Annotated in this window: 25 protein-coding genes; 11 read left to right on the forward strand and 14 right to left on the reverse strand. The window is 55.7% G+C overall.

What is annotated here, in order from left to right; genetic code table 11:
• Positions 1 to 56 precede the first annotated feature (56 nt).
• The gene (locus HVX72_RS11810; RefSeq protein ID WP_042287473.1) at positions 57 to 644 is read left to right on the forward strand and encodes a metal-dependent hydrolase; all 588 of its coding nucleotides are present in this window, start codon (positions 57 to 59) and stop codon (positions 642 to 644) included.
• Between the two features lie 134 nt (positions 645 to 778).
• Positions 779 to 2,170, forward strand: a complete 1,392-nt coding sequence (tcyP, locus tag HVX72_RS11815) for a cystine/sulfocysteine:cation symporter (RefSeq protein ID WP_042287476.1) — start codon at positions 779 to 781, stop codon at positions 2,168 to 2,170.
• 62 nt (positions 2,171 to 2,232) lie between these two features.
• Here tcyP and cedA read toward each other — a convergent pair whose 3' ends face one another.
• Positions 2,233 to 2,475 (reverse strand): cell division activator CedA, encoded by a 243-nt coding sequence (gene cedA / locus HVX72_RS11820; protein WP_042287478.1) that lies wholly within the window; start codon positions 2,473 to 2,475, stop codon positions 2,233 to 2,235.
• A gap of 213 nt (positions 2,476 to 2,688) precedes the next feature.
• Between cedA and katE the strand changes: the two genes are divergently transcribed.
• Entirely contained in the window at positions 2,689 to 4,947 is a 2,259-nt protein-coding gene (gene katE / locus HVX72_RS11825) for a catalase HPII (RefSeq protein WP_042287480.1), read from the forward strand.
• Positions 4,948 to 4,997: 50 nt separating this feature from the next.
• Here the strand turns inward: katE and chbG are convergent, their stop codons facing one another.
• The 7 genes from chbG to osmE form a co-directional block, all read right to left on the reverse strand.
• Entirely contained in the window at positions 4,998 to 5,756 is a 759-nt protein-coding gene (gene chbG, locus HVX72_RS11830) for a chitin disaccharide deacetylase (protein WP_181821424.1), read from the reverse strand.
• Between the two features lie 11 nt (positions 5,757 to 5,767).
• Positions 5,768 to 7,123, reverse strand: coding sequence for a 6-phospho-beta-glucosidase (locus HVX72_RS11835; protein WP_181821425.1), 1,356 nt, complete (start codon positions 7,121 to 7,123; stop codon positions 5,768 to 5,770).
• Positions 7,124 to 7,245: 122 nt separating this feature from the next.
• Positions 7,246 to 8,094: a transcriptional regulator ChbR gene (gene chbR / locus HVX72_RS11840; protein ID WP_082636792.1), complete on the reverse strand. Its 849-nt coding sequence runs from the start codon at positions 8,092 to 8,094 to the stop codon at positions 7,246 to 7,248.
• A 7-nt stretch (positions 8,095 to 8,101) separates the two neighbouring features.
• On the reverse strand, positions 8,102 to 8,452 hold the full coding sequence (chbA, locus tag HVX72_RS11845; protein ID WP_181821426.1) for a PTS N,N'-diacetylchitobiose transporter subunit IIA: 351 nt from the start codon (positions 8,450 to 8,452) through the stop codon (positions 8,102 to 8,104).
• A gap of 52 nt (positions 8,453 to 8,504) precedes the next feature.
• A complete protein-coding gene (gene chbC, locus HVX72_RS11850; RefSeq protein WP_042287498.1) occupies positions 8,505 to 9,863 on the reverse strand; it encodes a PTS N,N'-diacetylchitobiose transporter subunit IIC in 1,359 nt (452 codons plus the stop codon).
• Between the two features lie 82 nt (positions 9,864 to 9,945).
• Positions 9,946 to 10,266 (reverse strand): PTS N,N'-diacetylchitobiose transporter subunit IIB, encoded by a 321-nt coding sequence (gene chbB / locus HVX72_RS11855; protein WP_042287501.1) that lies wholly within the window; start codon positions 10,264 to 10,266, stop codon positions 9,946 to 9,948.
• A gap of 298 nt (positions 10,267 to 10,564) precedes the next feature.
• Positions 10,565 to 10,906, reverse strand: coding sequence for an osmotically-inducible lipoprotein OsmE (gene osmE / locus HVX72_RS11860; protein WP_181821427.1), 342 nt, complete (start codon positions 10,904 to 10,906; stop codon positions 10,565 to 10,567).
• Positions 10,907 to 11,125: 219 nt separating this feature from the next.
• On the opposite strand from osmE, the gene nadE reads away from it, so the two are divergent.
• Together nadE and cho are read left to right on the forward strand one after the other, a co-directional pair.
• A complete protein-coding gene (gene nadE, locus HVX72_RS11865) occupies positions 11,126 to 11,953 on the forward strand; it encodes an ammonia-dependent NAD(+) synthetase (RefSeq protein WP_181821428.1) in 828 nt (275 codons plus the stop codon).
• A gap of 120 nt (positions 11,954 to 12,073) precedes the next feature.
• Positions 12,074 to 12,961 (forward strand): excinuclease Cho, encoded by an 888-nt coding sequence (gene cho, locus HVX72_RS11870; RefSeq protein ID WP_181821429.1) that lies wholly within the window; start codon positions 12,074 to 12,076, stop codon positions 12,959 to 12,961.
• A gap of 113 nt (positions 12,962 to 13,074) precedes the next feature.
• Here the strand turns inward: cho and spy are convergent, their stop codons facing one another.
• The 6 genes from spy to HVX72_RS11900 form a co-directional block, all read right to left on the reverse strand.
• A complete protein-coding gene (gene spy / locus HVX72_RS11875) occupies positions 13,075 to 13,560 on the reverse strand; it encodes an ATP-independent periplasmic protein-refolding chaperone Spy (protein ID WP_042287508.1) in 486 nt (161 codons plus the stop codon).
• Positions 13,561 to 13,909: 349 nt separating this feature from the next.
• Positions 13,910 to 14,878, reverse strand: a complete 969-nt coding sequence (gene astE / locus HVX72_RS11880; protein ID WP_181821430.1) for a succinylglutamate desuccinylase — start codon at positions 14,876 to 14,878, stop codon at positions 13,910 to 13,912.
• A complete protein-coding gene (gene astB / locus HVX72_RS11885; protein WP_181821431.1) occupies positions 14,871 to 16,214 on the reverse strand; it encodes an N-succinylarginine dihydrolase in 1,344 nt (447 codons plus the stop codon). Before astB ends, astE begins: the two co-directional genes overlap by 8 nt.
• Positions 16,211 to 17,689 carry a succinylglutamate-semialdehyde dehydrogenase gene (gene astD, locus HVX72_RS11890; protein WP_181821432.1) on the reverse strand — a complete coding sequence of 493 codons (1,479 nt, stop codon included), beginning with the start codon at positions 17,687 to 17,689 and terminating at the stop codon, positions 16,211 to 16,213. Before astD ends, astB begins: the two co-directional genes overlap by 4 nt.
• Positions 17,686 to 18,720, reverse strand: coding sequence for an arginine N-succinyltransferase (astA, locus tag HVX72_RS11895; protein ID WP_042287518.1), 1,035 nt, complete (start codon positions 18,718 to 18,720; stop codon positions 17,686 to 17,688). Before astA ends, astD begins: the two co-directional genes overlap by 4 nt.
• A complete protein-coding gene (locus HVX72_RS11900; RefSeq protein ID WP_042287521.1) occupies positions 18,717 to 19,937 on the reverse strand; it encodes an aspartate aminotransferase family protein in 1,221 nt (406 codons plus the stop codon). Before HVX72_RS11900 ends, astA begins: the two co-directional genes overlap by 4 nt.
• A gap of 443 nt (positions 19,938 to 20,380) precedes the next feature.
• Here HVX72_RS11900 and xthA point away from each other — a divergent pair, with 443 nt between their 5' ends.
• The 6 genes from xthA to HVX72_RS11930 all read left to right on the forward strand — a co-directional run bounded on the left by xthA (position 20,381) and on the right by HVX72_RS11930 (position 26,572).
• The gene (gene xthA, locus HVX72_RS11905; RefSeq protein ID WP_181821433.1) at positions 20,381 to 21,187 is read left to right on the forward strand and encodes an exodeoxyribonuclease III; all 807 of its coding nucleotides are present in this window, start codon (positions 20,381 to 20,383) and stop codon (positions 21,185 to 21,187) included.
• A gap of 9 nt (positions 21,188 to 21,196) precedes the next feature.
• Complete coding sequence (locus HVX72_RS11910; RefSeq protein WP_181821434.1) at positions 21,197 to 21,871, forward strand: VTT domain-containing protein; 675 nt, start codon at positions 21,197 to 21,199, stop codon at positions 21,869 to 21,871.
• A 2-nt stretch (positions 21,872 to 21,873) separates the two neighbouring features.
• Entirely contained in the window at positions 21,874 to 23,037 is a 1,164-nt protein-coding gene (locus HVX72_RS11915) for an ABC transporter substrate-binding protein (RefSeq protein ID WP_181821435.1), read from the forward strand.
• Positions 23,010 to 24,545, forward strand: a complete 1,536-nt coding sequence (locus tag HVX72_RS11920; protein WP_181821436.1) for a thiamine ABC transporter permease — start codon at positions 23,010 to 23,012, stop codon at positions 24,543 to 24,545. Before HVX72_RS11915 ends, HVX72_RS11920 begins: the two co-directional genes overlap by 28 nt.
• Positions 24,545 to 25,177, forward strand: coding sequence for an ATP-binding cassette domain-containing protein (locus HVX72_RS11925; RefSeq protein ID WP_060569647.1), 633 nt, complete (start codon positions 24,545 to 24,547; stop codon positions 25,175 to 25,177). The genes HVX72_RS11920 and HVX72_RS11925 overlap by 1 nt, the downstream gene beginning before the upstream one ends.
• A gap of 87 nt (positions 25,178 to 25,264) precedes the next feature.
• Positions 25,265 to 26,572, forward strand: coding sequence for a rhodanese-like domain-containing protein (locus tag HVX72_RS11930; protein ID WP_181821437.1), 1,308 nt, complete (start codon positions 25,265 to 25,267; stop codon positions 26,570 to 26,572).
• Positions 26,573 to 26,607: the final 35 nt, after the last annotated feature.

Raw genomic sequence — 26,607 nt, forward strand, 5'->3', positions numbered from 1 at the left:
CGCCTACTGTATAAAAATCCTATACTGTACGAATTAACAGTTTATTGGGTTGTATCATGACGGCGGAAGGTCACCTTCTCTTTTCTATTGCCTGCGCGGTGTTCGCCAAGAACGCCGAGTTGACGCCCGTGCTTGCACAGGGCGACTGGTGGCATATCGTTCCTTCCGCCATCCTGACCTGTCTGCTGCCGGATATCGATCACCCGAAGTCGTTTCTCGGGCAACGGCTGAAGTGGATCTCAAAACCGATCGCCCGGGCGTTCGGGCATCGCGGGTTCACGCACAGCCTGCTCGCCGTCTTTGCCTTGCTGGCGACGTTCTATCTGAAAGTGCCAGAGACCTGGATCATTCCGGCGGATGCCTTACAGGGTATGGTTCTCGGCTATCTGAGCCATATTCTCGCCGACATGCTCACCCCGGCAGGCGTTCCACTGCTCTGGCCGTGTCGCTGGCGTTTCCGGTTACCGATCCTCGTCCCGCAGAAAGGGAATCAACTGGAGCGTTTTCTCTGCATGGCACTGTTTGCCTGGGCGGTGTGGATGCCCCAGTCGTTGCCCCAGAACAGTGCGGTACGCTGGTCATCCGACATGATCAATACGCTGCAAATGCAGTTCAACCGCTTTATAAAACATCAGATCGATTAGTAAATCAGCGAAATTGTCATTTTTGGCATAAACAATTCCATTTGAATATAAGAGCCGGTTCACACTTCTGCTACTCTTGCGCCAACAGGCTCGCTCCAGATAGCGAGACGAATAATAAAATCAGGAGAACGGGGATGAATTTTCCATTAATCGCGAACATCGTGGTGTTCGTCATTCTGCTGTTTGCGCTGGCGCAAACCCGTCATAAACAGTGGAGTCTGGCAAAGAAAGTACTGGTTGGTCTGGTCATGGGTGTGGTCTTTGGCCTCGCCCTCCATACTGTTTATGGTTCTGACAGCCAGGTACTCAAAGATTCCGTACAGTGGTTCAACATTGTCGGTAATGGCTATGTACAACTGCTGCAAATGATCGTGATGCCGCTGGTGTTCGCCTCTATTTTGAGTGCGGTAGCCCGCCTGCACAACGCTTCACAGTTAGGAAAAATCAGCTTCCTGACCATCGGCACGCTGCTGTTTACTACGCTTATCGCCGCACTGGTGGGTGTGCTGGTGACCAACCTTTTCGGTCTCACCGCAGAAGGGCTGGTACAGGGCGGCGCCGAAACGGCGCGCCTTAACGCTATCGAAACCAACTATGCCGGAAAAGTCGCAGACCTCAGCGTCCCGCAGTTGGTGCTGTCGTTTGTACCGAAAAACCCGTTTGCCGACCTGACTGGCGCGAATCCAACCTCTATCATTAGCGTGGTGATCTTCGCTGCGTTCCTCGGCGTGGCTGCGCTTAAGCTGCTAAAAGATGACGCGCCTAAAGGCGAGCGCGTATTAACCGCTATCGACACCCTGCAAAGCTGGGTAATGAAGCTGGTCCGCCTGGTGATGCAGTTAACCCCTTACGGCGTACTGGCGTTGATGACCAAAGTCGTGGCGGGCTCCAACCTGCAGGACATCATTAAGCTGGGCAGTTTTGTGGTGGCCTCCTATCTGGGGCTGGCGATAATGTTTGTTGTCCACGGCGCGCTGCTGGGCGTTAATGGCGTCAGCCCGTTGAAATACTTCCGTAAGGTCTGGCCGGTGCTCACTTTCGCTTTCACCAGTCGCTCCAGCGCCGCGTCTATTCCGCTGAATGTTGAAGCGCAAACCCGTCGTCTCGGCGTGCCGGAATCCATCGCCAGCTTCGCCGCCTCGTTTGGCGCGACCATTGGTCAGAATGGCTGTGCCGGTCTGTATCCGGCTATGCTGGCGGTGATGGTCGCCCCGACGGTAGGAATTAACCCGCTCGATCCGGTATGGATTGCCACGCTGGTTGGCATTGTCACCGTCAGCTCCGCTGGTGTGGCGGGAGTTGGTGGCGGCGCAACTTTCGCCGCACTGATTGTTCTGCCCGCAATGGGCCTGCCGGTCACGCTGGTGGCGCTGCTGATCTCCGTTGAGCCGCTGATCGACATGGGTCGTACCGCGCTGAACGTGAGCGGCTCCATGACCGCTGGTACGCTGACCAGCCAGTGGCTGAAACAAACCGATAAAACCATTCTGGACAGTGAAGAAGACGCCGAACTGGCGCATCGCTAAGCGAAAAAACGCCCTTCTTTAACGATAATAACCGCCTTTCGGGGCGGTTTTTTTATGGCGCATTAGTCAGCGATTTCATTTTCCTGCCGTACCTGGTTTGCCCAGCGTTGAGCGGACTCCGGTACGGTAAAGGCGGGCGATCGCTGGAACGACTCACCCAGTAAGACAAACGCGACATATTTTCCACGCAAAATCCACACGTCACGAAACGCTTCCATTTTTATCGCATGTTCAGGCGGCGCGGGTTCCACTCGCGGGACATAGCTAATAACCGGGCGATTTTGTTGGCGTAGAGGTTTCATCATTAATTGCTTCACTAAGACCGATGCTAAAAATCAGAAAAGAACTATCTTAGCCGATTTTTCCCCTGCCCGTCCTGCTCTGCACGTGCGCTTTGCGCGTCGGCTCGCCGTAACCATGCCGTGGTCTTCCGATAGAATCTCCGTGGTGGTCTATAGTTAGTGGGGTTTTAACAAATAAAACGGTCTTTTCAGCCATGAAAAATGGAGACGAGTTCAATGTCGCATAATGAGAAAAATCCCCATCCTCATCAGTCCCCTGTCCACGACACCCGTGAATCGCAGCCGGGACTTGACTCTCTGGCGCCTGAGGACGGCTCGCATCGCCCGTCCCCGGAACCCACTCCGCCGGGCGCACAGCCAACGGCCCCCGGCAGTCTGAAAGCGCCGGATACCGGAAATGAAAAGCTGAACGATCTCGAAAGCGTGCGTAAAGGCAGCGAAAATTTCGCGCTCACCACCAATCAGGGCGTGCGTATCGCCGATGACCAGAACTCCTTACGCGCCGGTAGCCGCGGTCCTACGCTGCTCGAAGATTTTATCCTGCGCGAAAAAATTACCCACTTTGACCATGAACGTATTCCGGAACGTATTGTTCACGCGCGTGGGTCCGCGGCGCACGGCTACTTTCAGCCCTATAAAAACCTGAGCGATATCACCAAAGCCGCTTTCCTTTCCGATCCGGACAAAATCACGCCAGTATTTGTGCGCTTCTCCACGGTACAGGGTGGCGCTGGCTCAGCGGACACCGTACGTGACATCCGTGGATTCGCCACCAAGTTTTATACTGAAGAAGGCATTTTCGACCTGGTGGGCAATAACACCCCCATTTTCTTTATACAGGACGCGCATAAGTTCCCGGATTTCGTCCACGCCGTTAAGCCCGAACCGCACTGGGCGATTCCGCAAGGCCAAAGTGCCCATGACACGTTCTGGGACTATGTTTCGCTACAGCCTGAAACACTGCACAACGTCATGTGGGCGATGTCGGATCGCGGCATCCCGCGGAGCTATCGCACCATGGAAGGTTTCGGTATTCATACCTTCCGACTGATTAACGCCGAAGGGAAAGCGACGTTTGTACGCTTCCACTGGAAACCGCTGGCGGGCAAGGCTTCGCTGGTATGGGACGAAGCGCAGAAACTCACCGGTCGCGACCCGGACTTCCATCGCCGCGAACTGTGGGAAGCTATCGAAGCCGGTGATTTCCCGGAATATGAATTAGGATTCCAGCTAATTCCGGAAGAAGACGAATTCAAATTCGACTTCGACCTGCTGGACCCAACCAAGCTTATCCCGGAAGAGCTGGTACCGGTGCAGCGCGTGGGGAAAATGGTGCTGAACCGTAATCCGGACAACTTCTTTGCCGAAAACGAGCAGGCCGCGTTCCACCCGGGCCATATCGTTCCCGGTATTGATTTCACAAACGATCCGCTGCTGCAGGGCCGACTGTTCTCGTATACCGACACACAAATCAGCCGCCTCGGCGGGCCTAACTTCCATGAAATCCCTATCAACCGTCCAACCTGCCCGTATCACAACTTCCAGCGTGACGGTATGCACCGGATGGGCATCGATACTAACCCGGCTAACTATGAGCCCAATTCGATCAACGACAACTGGCCGCGTGAAACGCCGCCAGCGCCTAAGCGGGGAGGTTTCGAGTCTTATCAGGAGCGCGTTGAAGGTAACAAAGTACGCGAACGTAGCCCATCCTTTGGCGAATATTACGCTCACCCGCGCCTGTTCTGGTTGAGCCAGACGCCGGTTGAGCAGTTGCATATCGTCGATGCCTTCAGCTTTGAGCTCAGTAAAGTGGTTCGCGCTTATATACGCGAACGGGTTGTGGATCAACTGGCGCATATTGACATAACGCTGGCGCAAGCAGTGGCGAAGAATCTGGGCATTGAACTGACGCCGGAACAAACGCAAATCGCCCCGCCGCCGGACGTCAACGGACTGAAGAAAGATCCATCGCTGAGTCTTTATGCGATCCCCGACGGTGATATTAAAGGCCGCGTGGTGGGGATTTTACTGAACGGTAAGGTTAAATCCGCCGACCTGCTGGCTATCCTGCAAGCGCTGAAAGCAAAAGGCGTTCATGCGAAACTGCTTTACTCACGCATGGGTGAAGTGGTGGCCGACGACGGTTCTACTCTGACCATTGCCGCCACCTTCGCTGGCGCGCCATCCCTTACCGTCGATGCCGTCATTGTGCCGTGCGGCGATATCGCGGATATCGAAAACAGTGGCGACGCCCGTTACTATCTGCTCGAAGCCTATAAACACCTCAAGCCTATCGCTCTGGCGGGCGATGCACGACGCTTTAAAGCTGTGCTGAATGTCGACAGTCAGGGGGAAGAAGGTCTTGTCGAAGCAGACAACGTGGACGGTCAGTTTATGGACGCGTTGTTTACGCTGATGGCCGCGCACCGCGTGTGGTCACGAACCGGTAAAGTGCCGCTAATCCCGGCGTAATCAATAAGTAAAAAATGCGGCGCATTATGTATGCGCCGCAAACTCAGGCACTACACATCAAGAAAACTGCCCAGACGGTAGCCGCGTTCCATAATCGCCTTCCTCAGCGACGGGGCCGTCAGTACCTCCAGTTCAGTCAGGCGGGGATAACAGTAGGCGCTTTGACGAATCACATTGTCGATAAACGCCGGATGACACATCACTTCGAGTGAAGCCTCCCCACGCGCCGCAGAGGCGTCCAGAACGTGCAGAAACAACGCTTCGGATATCGCTTCACCGTAAAACTCGCTGCTAAACCCTTGCGAACTTCGCAACGTTGCCGGCAGGTCCGCGGCATTAAACACCGGCTGGAGGTCGATACGTAGCGCCACTCCCCGTTCGGCGGCAAAACGCGCGACGACAGGAAAAATTTGCGGGAACATATGCACGTGATGATGGCTGTCCAGATGCGTAGGCTCCCGCCCAAACAGATCGATAAAACGCTGATACTGACACTCCAGTTCGCGGGCGATTTCATCCAGCGGCAGCGTATCCTCTTCCGCCATCTGCCAGATCCATTTCCCCAGACGCCCTTCCCGGGTCAGCCCTGGCATCCGGGTTAACGGGGCGCCGAGCGTCAGAACAAAGTGCATCCCGACGGCCAGCGACGGATGTTCGCGGCTTAACTGCGCCGCATGCTCAATGGCCTCGCCGTTCACCAGCGCCGTGGTGGAAGTCACCACCCCATGGCGACAGGCCTCAATGATGCCGTAGTTTTGTCCTTTGCTCAGGCCAAAATCGTCCGCATTGACAATCAGTAAGCGTTCCATAGTCAACCTCTTTAGTGTTGTGCGCCTTTCAGTTTTTCAATACAGCCAGCAAAGTTAGGCAGCCACTTTTCATGCGCCAGGATCAGCTCACGCGCCAGGGTTTCCGCATCGCGATCCGAATGGACCAGCGGACTGAGGTTAAGCGCCAGCAGCACGTCGTTAAACTCACCGCTCAACGCTGCCTTGCTGGCCGCTACTTCAAAGCCCTTGATGGTATAGATAAGCCCCAGCACTTTTTCGTCAAAATGGGTGATTCGCGGATGCGGCTTCGCGCCGTCGCGGCCCAATGTACAGGTCATTTCCACCGCCCAGTCCGCCGGAATGTTATCAACGTGCCCGTGATGCGGAACGTTGACATAATGCTCAGTCTGTTTGTCGTTGAAAATGGCGTTAATCACTTCGCACGCAGCATCAGAGTAGTAAGCGCCGCCGCGCTGCTCCAGCTCTTTCGGCTTCACGTTCAGCTCCGGATTTTTGTACAGATCAAACAGCTGTTTCTCAACTTTCTGCACTACCTGCGCGCGCGCGCCGCCCTTATAGTATTCGCCCATTTCAATAGCCAGCATCTCTTTCTGCTTGAAGTAATACAGCAGATACGAGCACGGCAGCAGATTCAATGAGCGAATCAGACCTTCACTGAACGGCAGATCAAAAATGTTCTTCACGCCGGACGCTTTAAGCTGACCGGAAGCGACGCCATCCAGCAGTTCAGCAAAGCGCGACTCCCCGTTGACGAACACATCTTTGATGAACACCATGTGGTTCAGGCCAAACAGATCGATAGACAGCGCATCGCTCTCTTTCAGTCCCAGCACATCGCCGATGAACATTTTCATGCCGACAGGAATGTTGCACACCCCAATGAAGCGCTTAAAGTTGGTGTGGCGATACACCGCTTCGGTCACCATACCCGCCGGGTTAGTGAAGTTAATGACCCACGCATTCGGGCAAAGTTCTTCCACATCCTTAATGATGTCAAAAATCACCGGAATGGTGCGCAGACCCTTAAACAGACCGCCTGCGCCATTGGTTTCTTGTCCCAGGTACCCCAGGCTCAGCGGAATGCGTTCATCCAGCTCGCGGGCTTTCAATTGTCCGACGCGCAGCTGGGTGGTTACAAAGTCTGCGTCTTTCAGCGCTTCGCGGCGATCGAGGGTTTTAAAGACCTTCATCGGCACCCCCGCTTTCTCAACCATGCGCTGACACAGACGGTAGATGATATCCAGCTTCTCTTCGCCGCCTTCCACGTCAACCAGCCACAATTCAGAGACCGGCAGCTCATGATAGCGCTTAATAAAGCCTTCGAGTAATTCTGGGGTATAGCTGCTCCCGCCACCAATAGTGACGACTTTTAATTTCTGGCTCATAATTTCTCCCTTCAGTGTCAGACACTGGCGTGAATTATGCTCGGCCCTTTTTTCAGGTGTAACGCGGGGGTCCCGCGTTAAAATTGGGCAAGCTTTAAAATCAGGTTATTGAATAAACTTTTTTACTGATTATATTGCGTCAGTTTTTTTCGATAGCTGTTTGGCGTAAACGACGTCATTTTTTTAAACGTTTTAATGAACAAACTTGGGCTACTGTATCCGGCCTCGTAGGCGATATCCGTTACGGAGTAGTTCGTCATCTCCAGCTGTTTTTTGGCAAAGTTAATACGAATTTCGTTAATTAACTGCATCGGCGTTTTTCGATAATAACGCTGCGTCGCTCGCGTCAGGTATTCCTGGGATTTTGCGGACAGGGAAACCATATTTTCCAGCGCATTTTCACCAAACTGCTCTTTATTGTGCATGGTTTCGACAGTGGCTTTTAACCACTGCGGAATATCATCCAGCACCTGTTCCTCACGATAATGACGCAGGCGGTTGATAATGTAGAAGGTGACCACTTCCACAAATTCCTCCAGCCCGGTATCTCGAAAGTTGAGCGAGGCAATCACTGTTTCGACATAGGTTAAAAATGCGCTGTTGGTGCGATAGACCTGCGATGCCACAAAACAGTACGGCATGAGCGGGCTATAGTGCTGTTCAAAAAAACGTTTGCTGATGCCGACGTTAAGAATACGCGTGGCGCCGAACTCGTAAAAACTCTGGTGATGAGAACCCAGCGGGACAAACACAAAGTCCCCCCGCTCCAGCAGCACACGCTTACCATTAATCTCCTGGTAATAGCGGCCGGTGAGCACCAGCGTAAACTCATAGTAGTCGTGCTGATGCAAGCCGCAGGCGCTCTCTGTCTTGTTATAGATAAAGACGTGGAAATTTTTGCCATTAAACAGTTGCTGTTCGCGGGCAACGGTGATTTCCGGTACGGTAGCGGTAGCCTGCAGTTGCATCATCAACTCCTTACTTGCTCAGCTTCTCGTGAAGCTCTATCAATTCTGACACCAGTTCGCGCGCCAGCATTGAGGTCATCAGGTGATCCTGCGCATGCACCAGAACCAGACTGACTTTTATTTTACCTTCACCCTGATCGCCTTCAATCAGTTTCGTTTGCACCAGATGGGCTTCATTCAGCGCCATGCGCGACTGTTCCATCATCGTCTTCGCCGCCCCAAAGTCGCCCTGCTTTGCCTGCTTCAGCGCTGCGTAGGCCAGGCTGCGCGCCTGTCCGGAGTTGATGATGAGTCCCATCACCACTTCTTCAAGCTCTTCAGCCTCGGTTTGCGCATCGGTAATGCTATCAAGATCCATCATAAATCATTCCTCTTTGACGACCCGGCATGCGTAACCACATGCCGGTTAAAATTTAGAATTTCAGGGCGTTGGCGATGTCTTCTTCGCTTTCTTCTTCATCGATGACGTTCTGCGCTTTGTTAGCCACCACGACAAACGGCAGGTAAATCAGCGTCGCCACACCCAGGTTGAACAGGGCCACCAGCAGCGCAGCGACGCTGCCGTTGGTGTTAAAGAAGGCGCCCAGGCCGGTGGGCATGGTCCACGGCGCGATGTTGGTAATCGGCGGGATAATGCCCAGGTAGTACGCCACCAGCGTAATCGCGGCAAGAATCGGTTGTACCAGAATGAACGGGATAAACATCACCGGGTTCATGATAATCGGCAGACCAAACAGAATCGGTTCGTTAATCTGGAAGATGCCTGACGGCAGCGCGAGTTTGGCGACCTGACGATAATCGGCGCGACGAGACGCGATGAAGATAGCAATGATCAGGCCAAGCGTTGCACCACTGCCACCGAGGAAAATATAGGAGTCCAGCATCGGTTTTGCCCAGATGTGGAAGGTCTTGCCGGCGGCCAGCGCGGCGTCAACGGAACCGTATTGCTGGTAAATAGCGATGTTCTCTAGCGCCCACGGGGTCATGATGCCGCTATCCAGCGCGGTCAACGCCAGGGAGCCGTGAATACCGAAGAACCACAGCAGCGGAACGAAGATAACATAAGCCCAACCCACCACGCTGCCCAGCGACGCCAGCGGCGTAGAAATGGTATCCATAATGATCTGGTGGAAGTTCGTTCCCCAGGTGGTCAGCGCCCAGGCGATGATCCCCATGATAGAGAGGATAATAAAACCTGGAATTAACGCGGAGAATGAGCGGGAGACAGATGCTGGTACGCTATCGGGTAATTTGATCACCCAGTTACGGCGGACAATGAATGTGAACATTTCCGCAACCACCAAACCGATAATAATACCGGAAATGATATTCGCGCCGCCCAGCCAGTTTGCGCCCACCGCATAGGCTTCACCGACGCTATAGGGCGTAACGGTCATAAATGCCGCGACGGATAATAAGCCGGCTGCCAGGGCGTCGACTTTACGTTCTTCTGCCAGCGCCATACCGATAAAGAACGGCGCCATCAGGGACATAATGCCTAACGTACCGTTGTAGACGTTCCCACCGATGCCTTTCAGACTATTGAGATTCTCAATGGTAGACGCATCCAGCCGAATGCCGAGGGAATAAAAAAACGACCCCTCCCCAAAGCTCAGGAAAACGTTATTAATTAATACAAACATGGCCCCAGCGAGGGTCAACGGCATTAAACGAATAAAACCATTTTTGATTGCATTAACGTGTGGCTGCTTTCCTATTTTTACAGCAAAAGGAAGGAGTACCTTTTCAAGTGAAGCAATGACGTTACTCATAGAAAAATACCCTTAAAAACCGCAATGTGACATTGCGGTATATGTAAATGAAATAACTCTTTGACGGGAAAAAATTAAAATATTAATTCGCAGCGGCTTTTTTAATTGCTGCAACCGCAGCCTTAAGCACGCCTAAACCATCGACTTTGCCATACAGCAGCGAGTCAATCACTTCTACAGGTTTGTCAGGTAACAAACGCTGAATTTCGGGCAACATATAAGCAATTTGCGGTCCTAATAATACGACATCTGCCGCCGGGCCTTTTTCTCCGGCAAGGGTTTCCGGGAATGCTTCAATAATAACCGGTACTTCGTATTTCTCAGCCTGTGCGCGCATTTTCGACACCAGTAAAGAGGTAGACATGCCCGCAGAGCAAAACAGATAAATGTGTTTCTTTTCCATAAAACGTTCCTCAAGTGCGATTATCTGTTAACCAGACACGCCGCAAGTCTCAAACCTGCATCCATGCACTGGACAACTTGCGTAATCGAAAGACTTATTTCTGTGTCTGAAATGAGTATACGGTATCGGACCCGCGGATGGTATTTCCTTGACCAACTAAATTGTCTCTCATTGACCTGACGTTATGACCCCCTTCACATTTCAGGCAAATAATTCGCTTCAATAATTAAGATCATGCCGCTATAAAAAAACCGGCGCAATGGCCGGTTCTTCGTGCTGTTCAGGCTTTAGACAGTCATTACTGCTTCGGAGCCTGGGGGTCGGTGTCATACTCGGCGCAGGTTTGATAGCCAGAGTTAATGACATGCCCGGTATCGTCAAGGGCGACGAAATAGGTTTCAGCTTTACCATCACGTTGACCCAGAATGTAGGTCTGGCAGGTACCGCGAGCATGGATCATGCTGACTTCAGAAGAAGGTTTACCGGCAATCTGTTCAACCTGTGAACGGCTCATGCCTTTTTTCACGTCTTTTACTACCGGCTGAACGAATTGGTCTTTTGTACGATCGTAAGCCGTACAGCCTGCCAGCATAGTCAATACCGCCGCTGTGCTCAGAATTCCTGCTACGTTCTTGTTCATTTTCCGTCCTCTTGTTTTTCAGCGTGTTAAGTAAGCCTGGAATACATCTCCACTTTTTTCAAGCGACCACTCCACACGAAGTTGGTTTCGGATGATTCTAATAAGTCACCAGGATGTCGTTTTAAACGCCACACGGCCCGCCCCGACTTGTCGTTTGCGCGACAAAGGGTTAGCTTTATTACAGACTGCTTTTTTTATTTCATATTGGGGAGGGGTTACATGTCTCTGCAACAAGAGATCATCCAGGCGCTGGGCGCAAAGCCGCACATTAATCCAGAAGAAGAAATTCGCCGCAGCGTGGATTTTCTGAAAGCGTATCTGCAACGCTATTCCTTCCTGAAAAGCCTGGTGCTGGGAATCAGCGGCGGGCAAGACTCCACGCTGGCAGGAAAACTCTGTCAGATGGCGATCAGCGAACTGCGCGAAGAAACAGGTAATGACGCGCTGCAATTTATTGCAGTCCGCCTGCCTTTCGGGGTGCAGTTCGACGAGCAGGACTGCCAGGACGCGCTTGCTTTTATCCAGCCGGATCGTGTGTTGACGGTCAACATTAAGGGCGCGGTGCTGGCGAGTGAACAGGCGTTGCGCGACGCGGGGATTGAACTGAGCGATTTTGTGCGCGGTAACGAAAAAGCCCGCGAACGTATGAAGGCACAGTACAGTATCGCCGGAATGACCAGCGGAGTCGTGGTAGGTACCGACCATGCGGCGGAAGCTATTACTGGCTTCTTTACGAAATATGGCGACGGCGGCACCGACATTAATCCCCTGTTCCGCCTGAACAAACGTCAGGGCAAACAGTTGCTGGCCGCGTTAGGCTGCCCGGAACATCTTTACAAGAAAGCCCCGACCGCCGACCTGGAAGACGATCGCCCTTCTTTGCCGGATGAAACCGCGCTCGGCGTCAGCTACGAAAATATTGATGACTATCTGGAAGGGAAAGCCGTCGATCCCGCCGTTGCCAATATCATCGAAGGCTGGTACCTGAAGACGGAACATAAACGCCGTCCGCCCATCACGGTGTTTGACGATTTCTGGAAACAGTGATTTTACCTGGCCGGATAATGACGCCACGCGCGCTGTCCGGCCAGCCTTCACAAAATCGCCTCTTTTTTACTCTCCGTTGCGCTGCTATACTGGATGAATAACCAGCATCCGGAGTTAACCGTGGTACGGCGTCAATCAGCCCCTCGTCCAGAATTTGAAGCAGCAGCAATTTACAAATACCCCGAACATCTGCGCCCTTTCCTTGATGCGTTGCCCAGCGTACCCGGCGTGTATCTGTTCCATGGCGACAGCGACGCCATGCCTCTGTACATAGGCAAAAGCGTGAATATTCGCAGCCGGGTACTGTCACATCTGCGCACCGCCGATGAAGCCGCCATGCTGCGTCAGTCCCGACGCATTACCTGGATCTGCACCGCAGGAGAAATCGGCGCGCTGCTGCTGGAAGCCCGGCTTATTAAAGAACAGCAGCCGTTGTTTAACAAACGACTCCGGCGCAACCGCCAACTCTGCGCCCTCCAGCTTCGCGGGCAAAACGTTGACGTCGTTTATGCACGCGACGTCGACTTTTCACACGCGGCCAACCTGTTTGGTCTTTTTGCCAATCGTCGCGCCGCGTTGCAGGCCTTACAGACCCTCGCTGATGAACAAAAGCTGTGTTATGGACTACTCGGTCTTGAGCCGCTGAGTCGCGGTCGCGCCTGTTTTCGCTCAGCGCTGAAGCGCTGCGCGGGGGCCTGTTGCGGCAAAGAAAGCCCTGACCAGCATGCGACCCGCCTGCTGGATTCGTTGGAAAAACTGCGTGTTGTATGCTGGCCGTGGAAAAACGCTATTGCGCTCAAAGAGAGCCGACCGGGGATGACACAGTACCACATTATTAATAACTGGCTTTGGCTGGGCGCGGTTGACTCTCTGGATAACGTGTCGACGCTGGTACAAACGCCGGCAGGCTTTGATCATGATGGCTACAAAATCCTCTGCAAGCCCTTGATTTCCGGCACCTGCGAGATCATCGACCTCAGCCCGGATGCTTTAATGAACAGCAGGTAACTGGCGTCAGGGTGGAATGGCCTACTGCGGTAAAAAAAACCGCCGGGCCTGTCCATCGCCTCATGGGAGAGGATGAACAAGACCGGCGGTTTTCGGATCCGTTTGCTCAGCGATTACTCAGCAGGTACGGGCATTTTACCGTCTCGCGCCGGACGTTCTGTCAGACGCTTCTCAAAATTGGCATTAAACTGCTTTTTCTGTTCCGGGGTCAGAATGTTGTAGATCTTATTCTGTGTTTCCATGTGCGCCAGCATGTTGGCTTTACGCTGCTCTTCCATTTTTGCGATCTGCGCTTCAGCTTTGGCTTTATCGAAGCTGTCGCTGGCAATGATCGCGTGCATTGCGCGGCGCTCATCTAAAGACGGGCGTTTCATGTCGGCGCGTTTCTCTTTCATGATGTCGCGAATCTGCTGCTTTTGCGCATCGGTCAGATTCAGGTCTTTGAACATCATGTCATGATGCGGACCAAATTTGCCTTTATGGTGCATCATGGGTTTTGCATCCGCTGGCGCGGCGGCGGTGGTTTCGGCTGCGTGAGCCAGGTTAGCAGCGCCCAGAGCCAGGGTAGAAGCAACAAACAGTGCAGTTAATTTACGCATATTTTTTATCCTTCCTTTCAGTTATTTTTTACGGCTTTCTTAACTCTTACCAACAAGAGCCGTGCCGTGTTGACGAGATTAACTTTAGCGGCTTTATCGTCAATTAGTCAGAGTATCGGTAAAACAATGAAAGTATAAAAAACAACTTTTCGCCAATTGTGGAGAAAAAAAGAAATTATGGCGAAGAATGGCAAGGAAAAATGACAAGCGGATGATTTTGCAGGAAATATGAAGAACTATAACTCAGCAATGATGAATAATAAAGCAATTTGCCAGGAATAATCCGTAATATTTCACAGACGCACGATATAATAAGAACCGCAGGCAAAGAGAGCCTGCGGTAAATAGGTCAGTTGATTTTTTCCAGCATCAGTCCGGCGCGTAAACCGGGTGCGACGGCAGGGTTGGGAAAAAGAACGTACTCAACTTCGTGGCGTACAATAACGCGCTCGGCGCCGTCTTCGGCTAACAGTGTGCCTTTTTGAAACGGTGTAAAGTTCAGCGTCTGAGAGTCAATATGCAGCACAAATGCTTCGCTGCGTCGTGTAATTTGTGATACTACACGATAGCGAACCGGCTGCGCGCCGCTGCGCTTTTCTCCCTTCCCGGCCAGCAGAGCGGACAACGCGTCTGCGGTAGGCGCAAACTGGCGTAGATCGTTTTGCCCGAACGGTAATGCCTTTCCCAGCTCCAGCGTGCAGGAAAGCGCGCCGAAATGCGCTGCGCTAAAATGCGTAAACGTACCGCCTGGTGTTTGATGAAAGACCAGCGCCTCAAGCCCGGCGGCGCCGAGCCAGTCGAGAAAACCGTCATCCCACGGAATCGGACGCTGCGGCAACACGCCAAACCGCAGATGATGAGAACCACGGATGGCGGTATGAAGATCGAGATGCCAGCGGGTCGGGGTTGCTTCCCGACACCAGAAATCCTCCAGGCATCGTTCCAGTTGCCGAGCGCGTAGCGTTTCACCACTTTCTTCAAACTGCTGCCAGCGCCCGCCGAACATCCGGTTCATATCACTGTGACAGTAGCGCTTGCCCTCTGCCAGCGCCTGCGGGTTGCCCAGAATCAGCAACAGCCGCCAGCGCAGAGGGATCTCACCCGCCATTAATCTCGTCAGCAGCGCGCTAAGCATTTCCACCGGCGCCGTTTCATTACCGTGAATACCGGCCGAAATCACTAACGCCCGATCGGTCGCCTTTTCCGGGATCAGCTCAAGGATGCCCGGCGCCGTCTGACGCCAGTGAAAGCCCGGGCCTTTCCCTTCAGAGACCTCCGGTATCACGCCTGCCAGGGTGACAGCAAGGAAATCATCCATGTCGCTCTCCTGCCTGCTGAAACGGATAGACAGAACCAAGTTTCAGCAACTGCGTCAGGGTGTCCAGCGCTTCGCGACCTTCCCGCAGCAACTGCGGGTCCGCCAGGTCTGCGGCGGTCAGCCGATCGCGATAGTAACGATCCACCCAGTCGTTGAGGGCGGAAAACAGGGTGTCGTTCATCATCACCGCGGGATTCACCGCCCGCAACTCCTCATCGGTCAACACGACCCGCAGGCGCAGACACGCAGGACCGCCGCCGTTGGACATACTTTCACGCAGGTCAAACACGCGCATATCGCGGATCGGGTTGTCGCCTTCCAGCAGGTCTGTCAGATAACGCCATACCCCCGCATGTTCACGACACTCCTGCGGCAGCACCAGCATCATCGAGCCATCTTCACGGCTCAGCAGTTGGCTGTTAAACAAATAGGTGGCAACCGCATCGGAAACAGATACCTCTGACGCAGGCACCACGACAGGCGTAAAACCCGGCACGCGGGCGCGCAGCTGGTCCAGTACCTGATCCTGGCTGGCGAAAGCCTGCTCATGGCAAAACAGCACTTGCCGATTCGACACCGCAATAACGTCGTTATGGAAAACGCCGAGATCAATCACATCAGGATGCTGCTGGGCAAAAATGCACTGCCGCGGATTAACCTGATTCAGCCGCGCGACCGCCTCGCTGGCCTCACGGGTCTGGCGCGCCGGATAATGAGAAGGCCGGGTCTGATTGCCCTCTTCACGCCCGTACACAAACAGCTGGATGCCAGGATCGCCATAGTTAGCCCCCAGACGACTGTGATTCGCCGCGCCTTCATCGCCAAGCATCGCCACCTGCGGCAGCGCCGTGTGAAGCGAAAAATAACGATCGTCGTGAAAAATGGCTCGCAGCAGCGCTTCGGTCGTCGGAGCCTCCAGCGATCGGTGAAACTTATTGTTGAGGTTTGCCACCGTCAGATGAACTTTACCATCCAGGGTATCAGCAGACGGTGCGACCGTGGCCGCATTGGCGACCCACATCGGCGACGCTGAACTGACGCTGGAAAGCCACTGCGGCGCGTGCCGGGCCACCTTTGCGAGGATCTGCTCATCGCTACCGCTAAACCCGAGCTGGCGCAGCGCCGGAATAAATGGCCGTTCATGCGGCGGGATCACTGCCTGCGGGTACCCGACATCGGCCAGCGCTTTCATTTTCTGCAATCCTTGCTTTGCGGCCAGGCGCGGATTCGATACCTGAAAGCGGTGCTGCGTGGACGCCACGTTACCAAACGACAACCCGGCATAATGGTGCGTCAGCCCCACCAGCCCGTCAAAATTAACCTCGCGCGCGTTCATAATCCTTCCTCACGAGAGAAATCAAGCCCGGGACTCAGGACACCCGGCAGCGTCAATGTCGGTGATTCGAGGCTCGCCATCGGCCAGGCGCAGTAATCCGCGGCGTACCACGCGCTGGCGCGATGGTTACCGGATGCCCCCACTCCGCCAAACGGCGCGGTGCTCGCGGCTCCGGTCAGTGGTTTATTCCAGTTGACGATCCCCGCGCGCGCTTCCAGAAGCAACTGGTCAAACTGTGCACGATCGGGCGAGATAAGTCCGCACGACAGGCCAAAGCGGGTCTGGTTCGCCAGCGCTATCGCGTCCTCAAAACGGTCATAACGCCAGACGCCCAACAGCGGGCCAAACACTTCGTCGTCGGGCACATTTGCCACATCGGTCAATTCCACGATCCCTGGCGACAGCAGCGACGTGCCTTCCTCAATCAGACGCGGCGTCAGCAACGTCTTACCGCCAAGCGCCGCCAGACGCTGCCAGGCCGTGTAGACGTGCTTCGCCGCCTGCGCTGAAATCAGCCCACCGAAAAAAGGCTGCGGCTCAGCGTCCCAGCGCCCCGGCTGTAACCGCTGACTCACCTCGACCAGCCGCGCAAGAAAGGCATCGCCCTGCGCCCCTTTTTTGACCAGTAAACGGCGCGCGCAGGTGCAGCGCTGTCCGGCAGTAATAAACGCCGACTGTAAAGTCAGGTGCACGGCGGCGTCGATATCTGCCGGGTTTTCGACGATCAACGGGTTATTTCCCCCCATTTCCAGCGCGAGAATTTTTTCCGGCTGTCCGGCAAGCTGGCGGTGCAGTTGATAACCCGTATTCGCGCTACCGGTAAACAGCAGACCATCCAGATCGTCCTGCGCGCTCAGCGCTTGTCCCGTTTCGCGACCGCCCTGAAGCAGATTCACGACGCCGGGGGGCAATCCGGCCTGCTGCCAGAGTTTGATTACGGCTTCACCGGTCCACGGCGTGAGTTCACTGGGTTTAAAAAGCACCGTATTGCCAGCCAGCAGCGCCGGGACGATATGGCCATTCGGCAGATGCCCGGGGAAATTGTAGGGGCCAAACACCGCCAGCACGCCATGCGGACGATGGCGCAGCGTCGCTGCGCCGTCCGGCAACGCACTCTGCTGCTCTCCGGTACGAGCGTGGTACGCGTTGATCGAAATGGCGATTTTATTGATCATCGCCGTCACTTCCGTGGCCGCTTCCCACCGCGGCTTACCCGTTTCGCGGGCGATAATCGCGGTGAGCTGCGTTTTATTGTTTTCCAGCAGCCCGCCAAACGCCTCTACAATCGCCTGACGCTCGCTAAAAGGACGTTTTGCCCATGCCGGAAACGCCGCGCGGGCAGCGCGAACGGCCTGCAACACCTGATCGGCATCCGCGTCGTGACCTTCCCAAAGCACGTCCCCCTTCACCGGATCGCGTTTAACCCGACGCTCCCCCTGACCGCTCAGCCAGTCACCATTAATCCATAACGTCATACCGTTTTCTCCTCAGCGCAAAGACGGACAAAGCGCACGCTTTCCCCCGCCTGACATTTCAGGGCATCCAGTTGTGCTGCCGTGAGCACCAACCGCTGCGTATCCGGGTCCGCACGCACCAGCATGACGCGGAAGTTCTGGTAATTCTCATTAGCCACCAGGCAGGCCGGATAATCCCCAGGGGCAGGCTGTCCTTCGACAACCTCCACCAGCCGACTTTTACGAATGGCGCGTACCCGGTCGATATCACACTCGAGTGTCGGCCCGCCATCGAAAATATCGATGTAGTTACGGTAGCGAAATCCCTCTTTTTCCAGCACCGCGCGGGCAGGCGCCGTCTGCGGATGGACCTGACCTATCACCGCCTGCGCCTCATGGCTGAGAAAATGGGTATAAATAGGATGTTTGGGCATAAGTTCCGCGATAAACGCTTTTTGCCCGGTACCGCACAGGAAATCCGCGCGGCTAAATTCCATTGAGAAAAAGCGCTTGCCCAGGCTTTCCCAGAACGGAGAGTAGCCGTTCTCATCAATGACGCCGCGCATTTCCGCAACCACCTTTTCATTAAACCTGTCGCGAAACGCCGCCATAAACATAAAGCGCGATTTTGACAGCAGATAACCGTTGCCTTCTTTACGCCAGTCCGGATCGAGAAATAGCGTACACAACTCGCTGCTGCCGGTGTGGTCATTACTGAGAAACAGCGTCGGCAGCGCGTTATAGACGTTCAGCTCTTTCGAGGCATGCACCAGCGTCCCTACACGGTAGTTGTACCACGGGTCATTCAGCCCGACCGCCACCTCGATGGCGCAAATCCCGCCCACCTCCCCGGTTTCGCTGTCTTCCAGTACAAACACGAACCCTTGTTCACTTTTCGGCAGTTCTCCCCGCCAGGTCTTAATTGAGCGATCGATGCGCGCTGCCAGCGTCGCTTCATTCGCCGGTAACGACGTCAGACCGCCGCCGGTTTTACCGGCAAGCTGCATCAGCGCAGCGACATCACCCTGTTCAGCAGGACGGATTACTCTCATGAGGAACCTCCAGCCTTGATCTGTGCGCAGGCCTGCGCGAAGCGATCCAGCCCAGTGGTCATTTCTTCTTCGGTGACGTTCAGCGCAGGGGCGAAACGTACCACGTTAGCCCCGGCAATCAGCACCATCACGCCCGCTTTCGCCGCTTCCTGCGCTATCTGTTTGGCTTGACCGGCATACCCGGCGTTCAGCACGCAGCCAATCAGCAGACCCAGACCGCGAATTTCGCTAAACAGGCCGGTATGCTGGTTAATGGCGTTCAGGCGCTCAACAAACCCGTCGTGGCGCTGTTTGACGCCGTTCAGCATCGCCGGGGTATTCACAATGTCCAGCAGTTTCCCGGCGACTGCGGTCGCCAGCGGATTGCCGCCGTAAGTGGTTCCGTGCGTACCGACGGTCATCACGCTGGCGCAGGCCTCACGTGCCAGCAGCGCGCCGATGGGGAATCCGCCGCCGAGCGCTTTCGCCGTGGTCAGAAGATCGGGCGTAACGCCGTAATGCATATAGGCGTACAGCTCACCGGTGCGACCGACGCCGGTCTGGACTTCGTCAAAAATCAACAGCGCGTTGTGACGATCGCACAGCTCGCGCAAGCCCTGCAGGAACGCAGGCGTGGCGGGCAACACCCCGCCTTCGCCCTGCATCGGCTCAACGATCACCGCGCAGGTGGTGTCGTCGATCAGGGTGCTGGCGGAGTTAATGTCGTTATATACCGCGTGGCGGATATCCGGCGGCAGCGGCGCAAAGTCCTGAGAATAGGCCGGTTGCCCGCCAGCACTGACGGTAAACAACGTGCGGCCATGAAAAGCATTTTTGAACGCCACAATGCCGCTCTTCTCGCTGCCGTAACGATCGTGGGCGTATTTTCGCGCCAGCTTCAGCGCCGCTTCATTAGCTTCCGCCCCGGAGTTACAAAAGAAAACGCGATCGGCAAAGGTGGCGTCGATGAGTTTTTTCGCCAGCCGCAGCGCCGGTTCGTTAGTGTAACCATTACCGGTGTGCCAGAATTTGCCAGCTTGTTCATTTAGCGCGTCTCGCAGTTCCGGGTGCGCATGACCGAGGGCATTGACCGCAATCCCCCCGGCGAAATCGATATACTCTTTACCCTGCTGATCCCACAAGCGTGAACCTTCGCCACGTACCGGAATAAAAGGCGCCGGGGCATAAACGGGCATCATCCATTCATCAAAATTTTCACGCGTAATTGACTGAGACATAGCAACCTCAACGGTAAATAAAAAGTTATTTATATGTTAATAAATAGTGTGTTTGCGCTGTAAATGTAGATTGCAGGCTTCATGCCAGCCAGCGAAAAAATGCATAAACGAGATGGAGAAACACAAAATCAATGGGTTATAGCCTGTCGATATTCACTTTTACTGCATAAAAAGTGAATATGTTTGCTGGAAAGGTGAATAATTGGATGAAAATCCGCAATATTATGCACATACCAAATATAATTCTGGAAATGTGATCGTCTGCGAAATTTACCGGAAATTGCTGCGCCATTCTGGCGCAATGCGCCCTGAAAGCGGGCAAATGTTGCACCATCGTTAACACCATTCGCATTCATTGCAGGAATCTGGCGACAAGTGGCAGTCAGCCAACGTAAATTCTGCTACCATCCTTGCACTATTCACCCAGCAAAGTGGCAGCGACTATGAAATTTGTCTCTTTTAATATCAACGGCCTGCGCGCCAGACCTCATCAACTGGAAGCCATTGTCGAAAAACACCAACCTGACGTCATCGGCCTTCAGGAGACAAAAGTTCACGATGACATGTTTCCGCTTGAGGACGTGGCGAAACTCGGCTACAACGTGTTTTATCATGGTCAGAAAGGCCATTACGGCGTGGCGCTACTGACAAAAGAGACGCCTGTCGCCGTCCGTCGCGGATTCCCTGGCGACGGTGAAGAAGCGCAGCGCCGCATTATCATGGCGGAACTCCCCTCGCCTCTGGGCAACGTGACGGTGATTAACGGCTATTTTCCGCAGGGTGAAAGCCGCGACCACCCCGTCAAATTTCCGGCGAAAGAACGGTTCTATCAAAACCTGCAGCAGTATCTCAACACTGAACTGAAGCGCGATAATCCGGTATTGATCATGGGCGATATGAACATCAGCCCGACCGATCTGGACATCGGTATCGGCGAAGAAAACCGTAAGCGCTGGCTGCGCACCGGAAAATGTTCGTTCCTGCCGGAAGAACGTGAATGGATGGGACGTTTGCTGAACTGGGGACTGGTAGACACCTTCCGCCACGCGCACCCGGAAACGGTGGATCGGTTCTCGTGGTTTGATTACCGTTCAAAAGGCTTTGATGACAACCGCGGCCTGCGCATCGATCTGCTACTGGCAAGCCAGCCGCTGGCGGAACGTTGCGTCGAAACCGGCATCGACTACGATATCCGCAGTATGGAAAAACCCTCCGATCACGCGCCGGTGTGGGCGAAGTTTCACGTTTGATAGAGACCGGTGAACAGCCGAAAATACCTGTTAGCGGGTATCCTTGTCCTTTTCATAGCCGGGTTGATGTGGCTCACGCCCCCCGGCTTTCTCACGCTTGATACGCTCAGGCGCAACCACGCTCTGCTGGTGGACTGGCAGCGCCAGTGGCCGTTGCTTTGCGCGACGCTCTATTTCCTGCTCTATACCGCTGTAGCAGCCCTGTCTGTACCCGGCGCGGCGCTGTTAACCCTGCTCGGCGGCGCGTTGTTTGGTCTGTGGCAAGGGACGCTGTTGGTCTCATTTGCCTCGACGCTGGGCGCCACGCTCGCTATGCTCACCAGCCGTTATCTGCTGCGTGACTGGGTATCGCACCGTTTTTCCCGCCAGATGATGCCGGTGAATCGCGGAATCGCGCGCGACGGCGTCGGCTATCTCTTTGCGCTGCGCCTGATGCCGCTGTTCCCGTTCGTGGTGGTGAATCTGCTGGCGGGAGTCACATCAATTAGCGTGGGCCGCTACTGGTGGGTCAGCCAACTGGGAATGCTGCCCGCCACGTTGGTGTATCTCAATGCCGGCAGACAACTGGGCCAACTGACATCCATGCGTGACATTATCTCACCCGCTATGCTGGCCGCGTTTGCGCTGCTCGGGCTTTTACCGCTGGCCTCGCGCTGGCTGGCAACACGTTTTTTTCAGGAGTAACTATGCGTTGGGGATGCATTATTGCAGGCCTGCTGTTAAGCGCTCAGGTTCATGCCGCTGACAGCTGGCAGCAGGTTAAAGAAGAAGCCAAAGGCCAGACAGTCTGGTTTAACGCCTGGGGAGGCGATCCGGCGATCAACCGGTATCTGGACTGGGTCAGCGGTGAAATGAAAACCCATTACGCTATTGAGCTGAAAATCGTCCGTCTGGCCGACGCTGCGGACGCGGTAAAACGTATTCAGACCGAAGCCGCCGCCGGGCGGAAAGACGGCGGTTCGGTAGATCTCTTGTGGGTAAACGGCGAAAATTTCCGCACGCTGAAAGAAGCGGGACTGCTGCAAACTCAGTGGGCGGAGACGCTGCCAAACTGGCGTTATGTCGATACGCAAAAGCCGGTGCGGGAAGATTTCTCCGTGCCTACCGACGGTGCGGAATCGCCCTGGGGCGGCGCACAGCTCACCTTTATTGCGGATCGAAACGTCACGCCGCAGCCGCCGCAAAGTCCGCAGGCGTTACTGGCGTTCGCCAAAGCCCACCCGGGTACCGTAAGCTATCCGCGTCCGCCGGACTTCACCGGTACGGCATTTCTCGAACAGTTACTCATCTCGCTGACCCGCACGCCGGCAGCGCTAACCGTTGCGCCCGATACCGCCCGTTTTGCGGAGGTAACCGCGCCATTGTGGCGCTATCTCGACGCGTTGCACCCATATCTGTGGCGTCAGGGGAAAGACTTTCCCGCTTCGCCGGCGCGCATGGATGCGTTGCTGAACAGCGGTACGCTGCGCCTGTCGCTGACCTTTAACCCGGCCCACGCGCAGCAAAAAGTCGCCAATGGCGAACTGCCGGACAGCAGCTACAGCTTTGGCTTTTCTGATGGCATGATTGGCAACGTTCATTTTGTGACGATTCCCGCCAACGCCCGTGCCGAAGCAGGTGCGAAGGTGGTGGCAAACTTCCTGCTCTCGCCGCAGGCGCAACTGCGCAAAGCTGACCCGGCAGTCTGGGGCGATCCTTCGGTACTGGACCCGCAAACGCTGCCTGTTGCCGAACGAGAAGCGCTGGCTGCGCGCTCGCCGGGCGGCCTGCCTGCCGTGTTACCTGAACCTCACGCCGCCTGGATCAACGCCCTGGAGCAGGAATGGCTGCGCCGTTACGGTACGCGCTAACGCTGCTGGCCTGGCTGTGCATGCTGGTTGTCTACGCGCCATTAGTGCCCGCCATCGTACTGCTGATCTCCCCGGCCCTGTCATTCGCGCACTGGCAGGCGCTGTTTGCCGATCCGCAGTTACCGCAAGCGCTGCTGGCCACCGTGGTTTCCACGATCGTCGCCGCCGTCGGCGCGCTGTTCATCGCGCTGGCGATCGTCGTGTCGCTCTGGCCTGGCGACCGATGGCGCAGCCTGGCCGGTCGACTGCCGTGGCTGCTGGCCATCCCTCACGTCGCCTTTGCCAGCGCAACGCTCCTGCTGTTTGCCGAAGGCGGTTTACTCTGGCGCGCACTGCCGGCGTTCACGCCGCCGATGGACAGCTATGGCATTGGACTGGGGGTCACGCTTGCAGTGAAAGAGAGCGCTTTTGTACTGTGGATTTTGACGGTCCTGTTGAGCGAAACACGTCTCAGCGGTCAGGTCATTATCCTCGACTCACTGGGCTACAACCGTTACCAGGCGATGCGCTGGTTGATCCTTCCCTCAATTGCCCCGGCACTGGGCGTGGTGATGCTGGCAGTGGTCGCGTGGACGCTTTCGGCAGTAGACGTCGCGATGATTCTCGGCCCTGGTAACCCGCCCACGCTGGCCGTACTAAGCTGGCAATGGCTAAGCCAGGGCGACAGCGACCAACAGAGTAAAGGGGCATTGGCCAGCCTGCTGCTGGTCATGTTACTCGCCCTCTTTGCGTTGGTTGGGTATCTGATCTGGCGTTTCTGGCGGCGAACATTGCCCTCCGTCAACGGTCTGCGTCAGCCTCACGTTCCGGCCCTGAGCGGAAAGGCGTTGTCGCGCGCACTGCCGCTGACGGGACTCCTGTGCGCGCTTTTGTTGGCTGTGCTCGCGCGAGATGCCACGCCCGACGTCGACGCGTTGATCAACAGCCTGCAAATAGGCGCGCTCGCCAGCGTACTGGCGCTGGTTATGTTACTGCTCTGGCTGGAATGGGGGCCACGGCACAGGCATCGTTGGGTCTGGTTACCGATCCTGCTGCCCGCGCTACCGTTGGTGGTCGGTCAGTATGCTGTCGCACTGCGCACCGGGCAGGACGGACAGTTTTCTACCCTCATCTGGGGCCACCTGCTGTGGGTTGCGCCATGGATGCTTTTCATACTACAACCGACCTGGCGGCGCATCGACCCGCGATTGATTCTGGTGGCGCAAACGCTGGGCTGGTCGCCAGTAAAAATTTTCTGCTACCTGAAATGCCCGCTGATGCTGCGCCCGGCGTTGATTGCGCTGGCGGTCGGTTTTTCTGTGAGCATTGCGCAATATATGCCGACGCTGTGGCTGGGCGCAGGGCGCTTTCCGACCCTGACGACAGAAGCCGTTGCCCTCAGTAGCGGCGGCAGCACCGGCATCCTGGCGGCGCAGGCGCTGTGGCAACTGTTGTTACCGTTGCTGGTGTTTATGCTGACTGCCGGCATCTCAACCTGGGTCGGTCGTGCCCGTCAAGGAATGCGATAATGCTTACTGTTCGTCATCTTTCGCTGTACCTGAAACAGACCCCGTTGTTCGGCCCATTAACGTTTGAGGCGGCAAAAGGTGACATTGTCACGTTAATGGGCCCTTCCGGCTGCGGAAAATCCTCGCTGTTGGCCTGGCTGGTTGGTGCGCTGTCACTGCCGCTGACGGCTTCTGGCGAACTGTGGCTGGACGATCGGCGACTGGATCGGCTGCCCACCGCCGCGCGGCAGGTGGGTATATTATTTCAGGATGCCTTGCTGTTCGATCACTTCACTGTAGGACAGAACCTGCTGCTGGCGCTACCGGCCGCCGTGAAAGGCGCGGCGCGCGAACAGGCGGTACAACATGCGCTGGAACGCGCGGGAATGGCGGGGTTCGCGTCACGCGATCCGGCGACGCTCTCCGGTGGCCAGCGTGGCCGGGTGGCGCTGCTCCGCGCCCTGCTGGCACAGCCACGGGCGCTACTGTTAGATGAACCGTTCGCGCGTCTTGACGCCGACCGGCGCGCTGATTTTCGCCAATGGGTCTTTGAAGAGGTCCGCCGCCTGAAGATTCCCGTGGTTCAGGTCACCCACGACCCGGAAGATGTGCCGGCCGGCGGACAGATTTTGCGGCTGACCAGCGCCGTATAAATATGCGCGCATCCTGTGTTAACGCAAAGTTTTTCGCCTCCAGGAAGCAGAAAATGTCGCCCTCTTATCTCAACGTCGGGCAATTCGATGAAACGTGTTTCTCAACTGACCGCGCTGGCAATGGCTTTAGGGCTGGCTTGCGCTTCCTCATGGGCTGCTGATATGACGCAGGCGCTCACTTTCCACCAGCTTATGCAGAAAAATGGCATCGCCATTGACACCCGCCCCAGCGCTTTTTATAACGGCTGGCCGCAGAGCGCCAACGGCCCTTCCGGCCATGAACCATCGGCACTGAATCTCTCCGCCAGCTGGCTCGACGCCATGAGCGATGAACAGATCGAGGCATGGATCCAACAACATCACCTTAGCGCCAACACCCCGGTCGCGCTCTATGGCAGTGAAACGGCGATTCAGGCGGTGAAAAACCGACTGGAAAAAGCCGGTCTTAACCCGGTTTCTACGCTCACCGACGCGCTTCAGGATCCCGCTCGCCTCCAGCGGCTGGCGCATTTTGAACAACTGGTGTACCCGCAGTGGCTGCACGAACTGCAACAAGGCAACGCGGTCGCCGCTAAACCTGCCGGTGACTGGAAAGTGATCGAAGCCGCCTGGGGCGCGCCGAAGCGTTATCTTATCAGCCATATTCCGGGCGCGGGCTATATCGATACCAACGAAGTGGAAAGCGAGCCGCTGTGGAATAAAGTCCCCGATGCCGATCTTAAGGCGATGCTGGCCAGACACGGTCTTCGTCACGACACGACGGTGATTCTCTACGGGCGCGATGTCTATGCCGCCGCCCGCGTGGCGCAAATTCTGCTCTACGCCGGGGTGAAGGACGTTCGCCTGCTCGACGGCGGCTGGCAGAGCTGGTCTGACGCCGGGCTACCGGTGGAACGCGGGATGCCAGCGAAAGTCAAACCCGCGCCGGATTTCGGCGTGACTATTCCGGCGCAGCCACAGCTGATGATCGACACGCAGCAGGCGCGCGGACTGCTGCACAGGCAGGACGCCTCGCTGGTCAGCATTCGCTCCTGGCCGGAATTTATCGGCGCCACCAGCGGGTATAGCTACATTAAGCCAAAAGGCGAAATTGCCGGCGCGCGCTGGGGTCATGCGGGCAGCGACTCCACGCATATGGAAGATTTCCATAACCCGGACGGCACCATGCGCAGCGCAGACGACATTGCCGCAATGTGGAAGCAGTGGAACATTCTGCCGGATCAACAGATCGCTTTTTATTGCGGCACCGGCTGGCGCGCTTCGGAAACGTTTATGTACGCCCGGGCGATGGGGTGGCAGAACGTGTCGGTGTACGATGGCGGCTGGTATGAATGGAGCAGCGATCCGAAAAACCCGGTTGCCCGTGGCGAACGGGGTCCGCAAAGCAGCCTGTAACCGCAAATGGCCGGATGCGCGCATGGCCCATCCGG

Source organism: Citrobacter sp. RHB21-C05, assembly GCF_013889015.1.
In the GTDB taxonomy this organism is placed as follows: Bacteria; Pseudomonadota; Gammaproteobacteria; order Enterobacterales; family Enterobacteriaceae; genus Citrobacter_A; species Citrobacter_A sedlakii.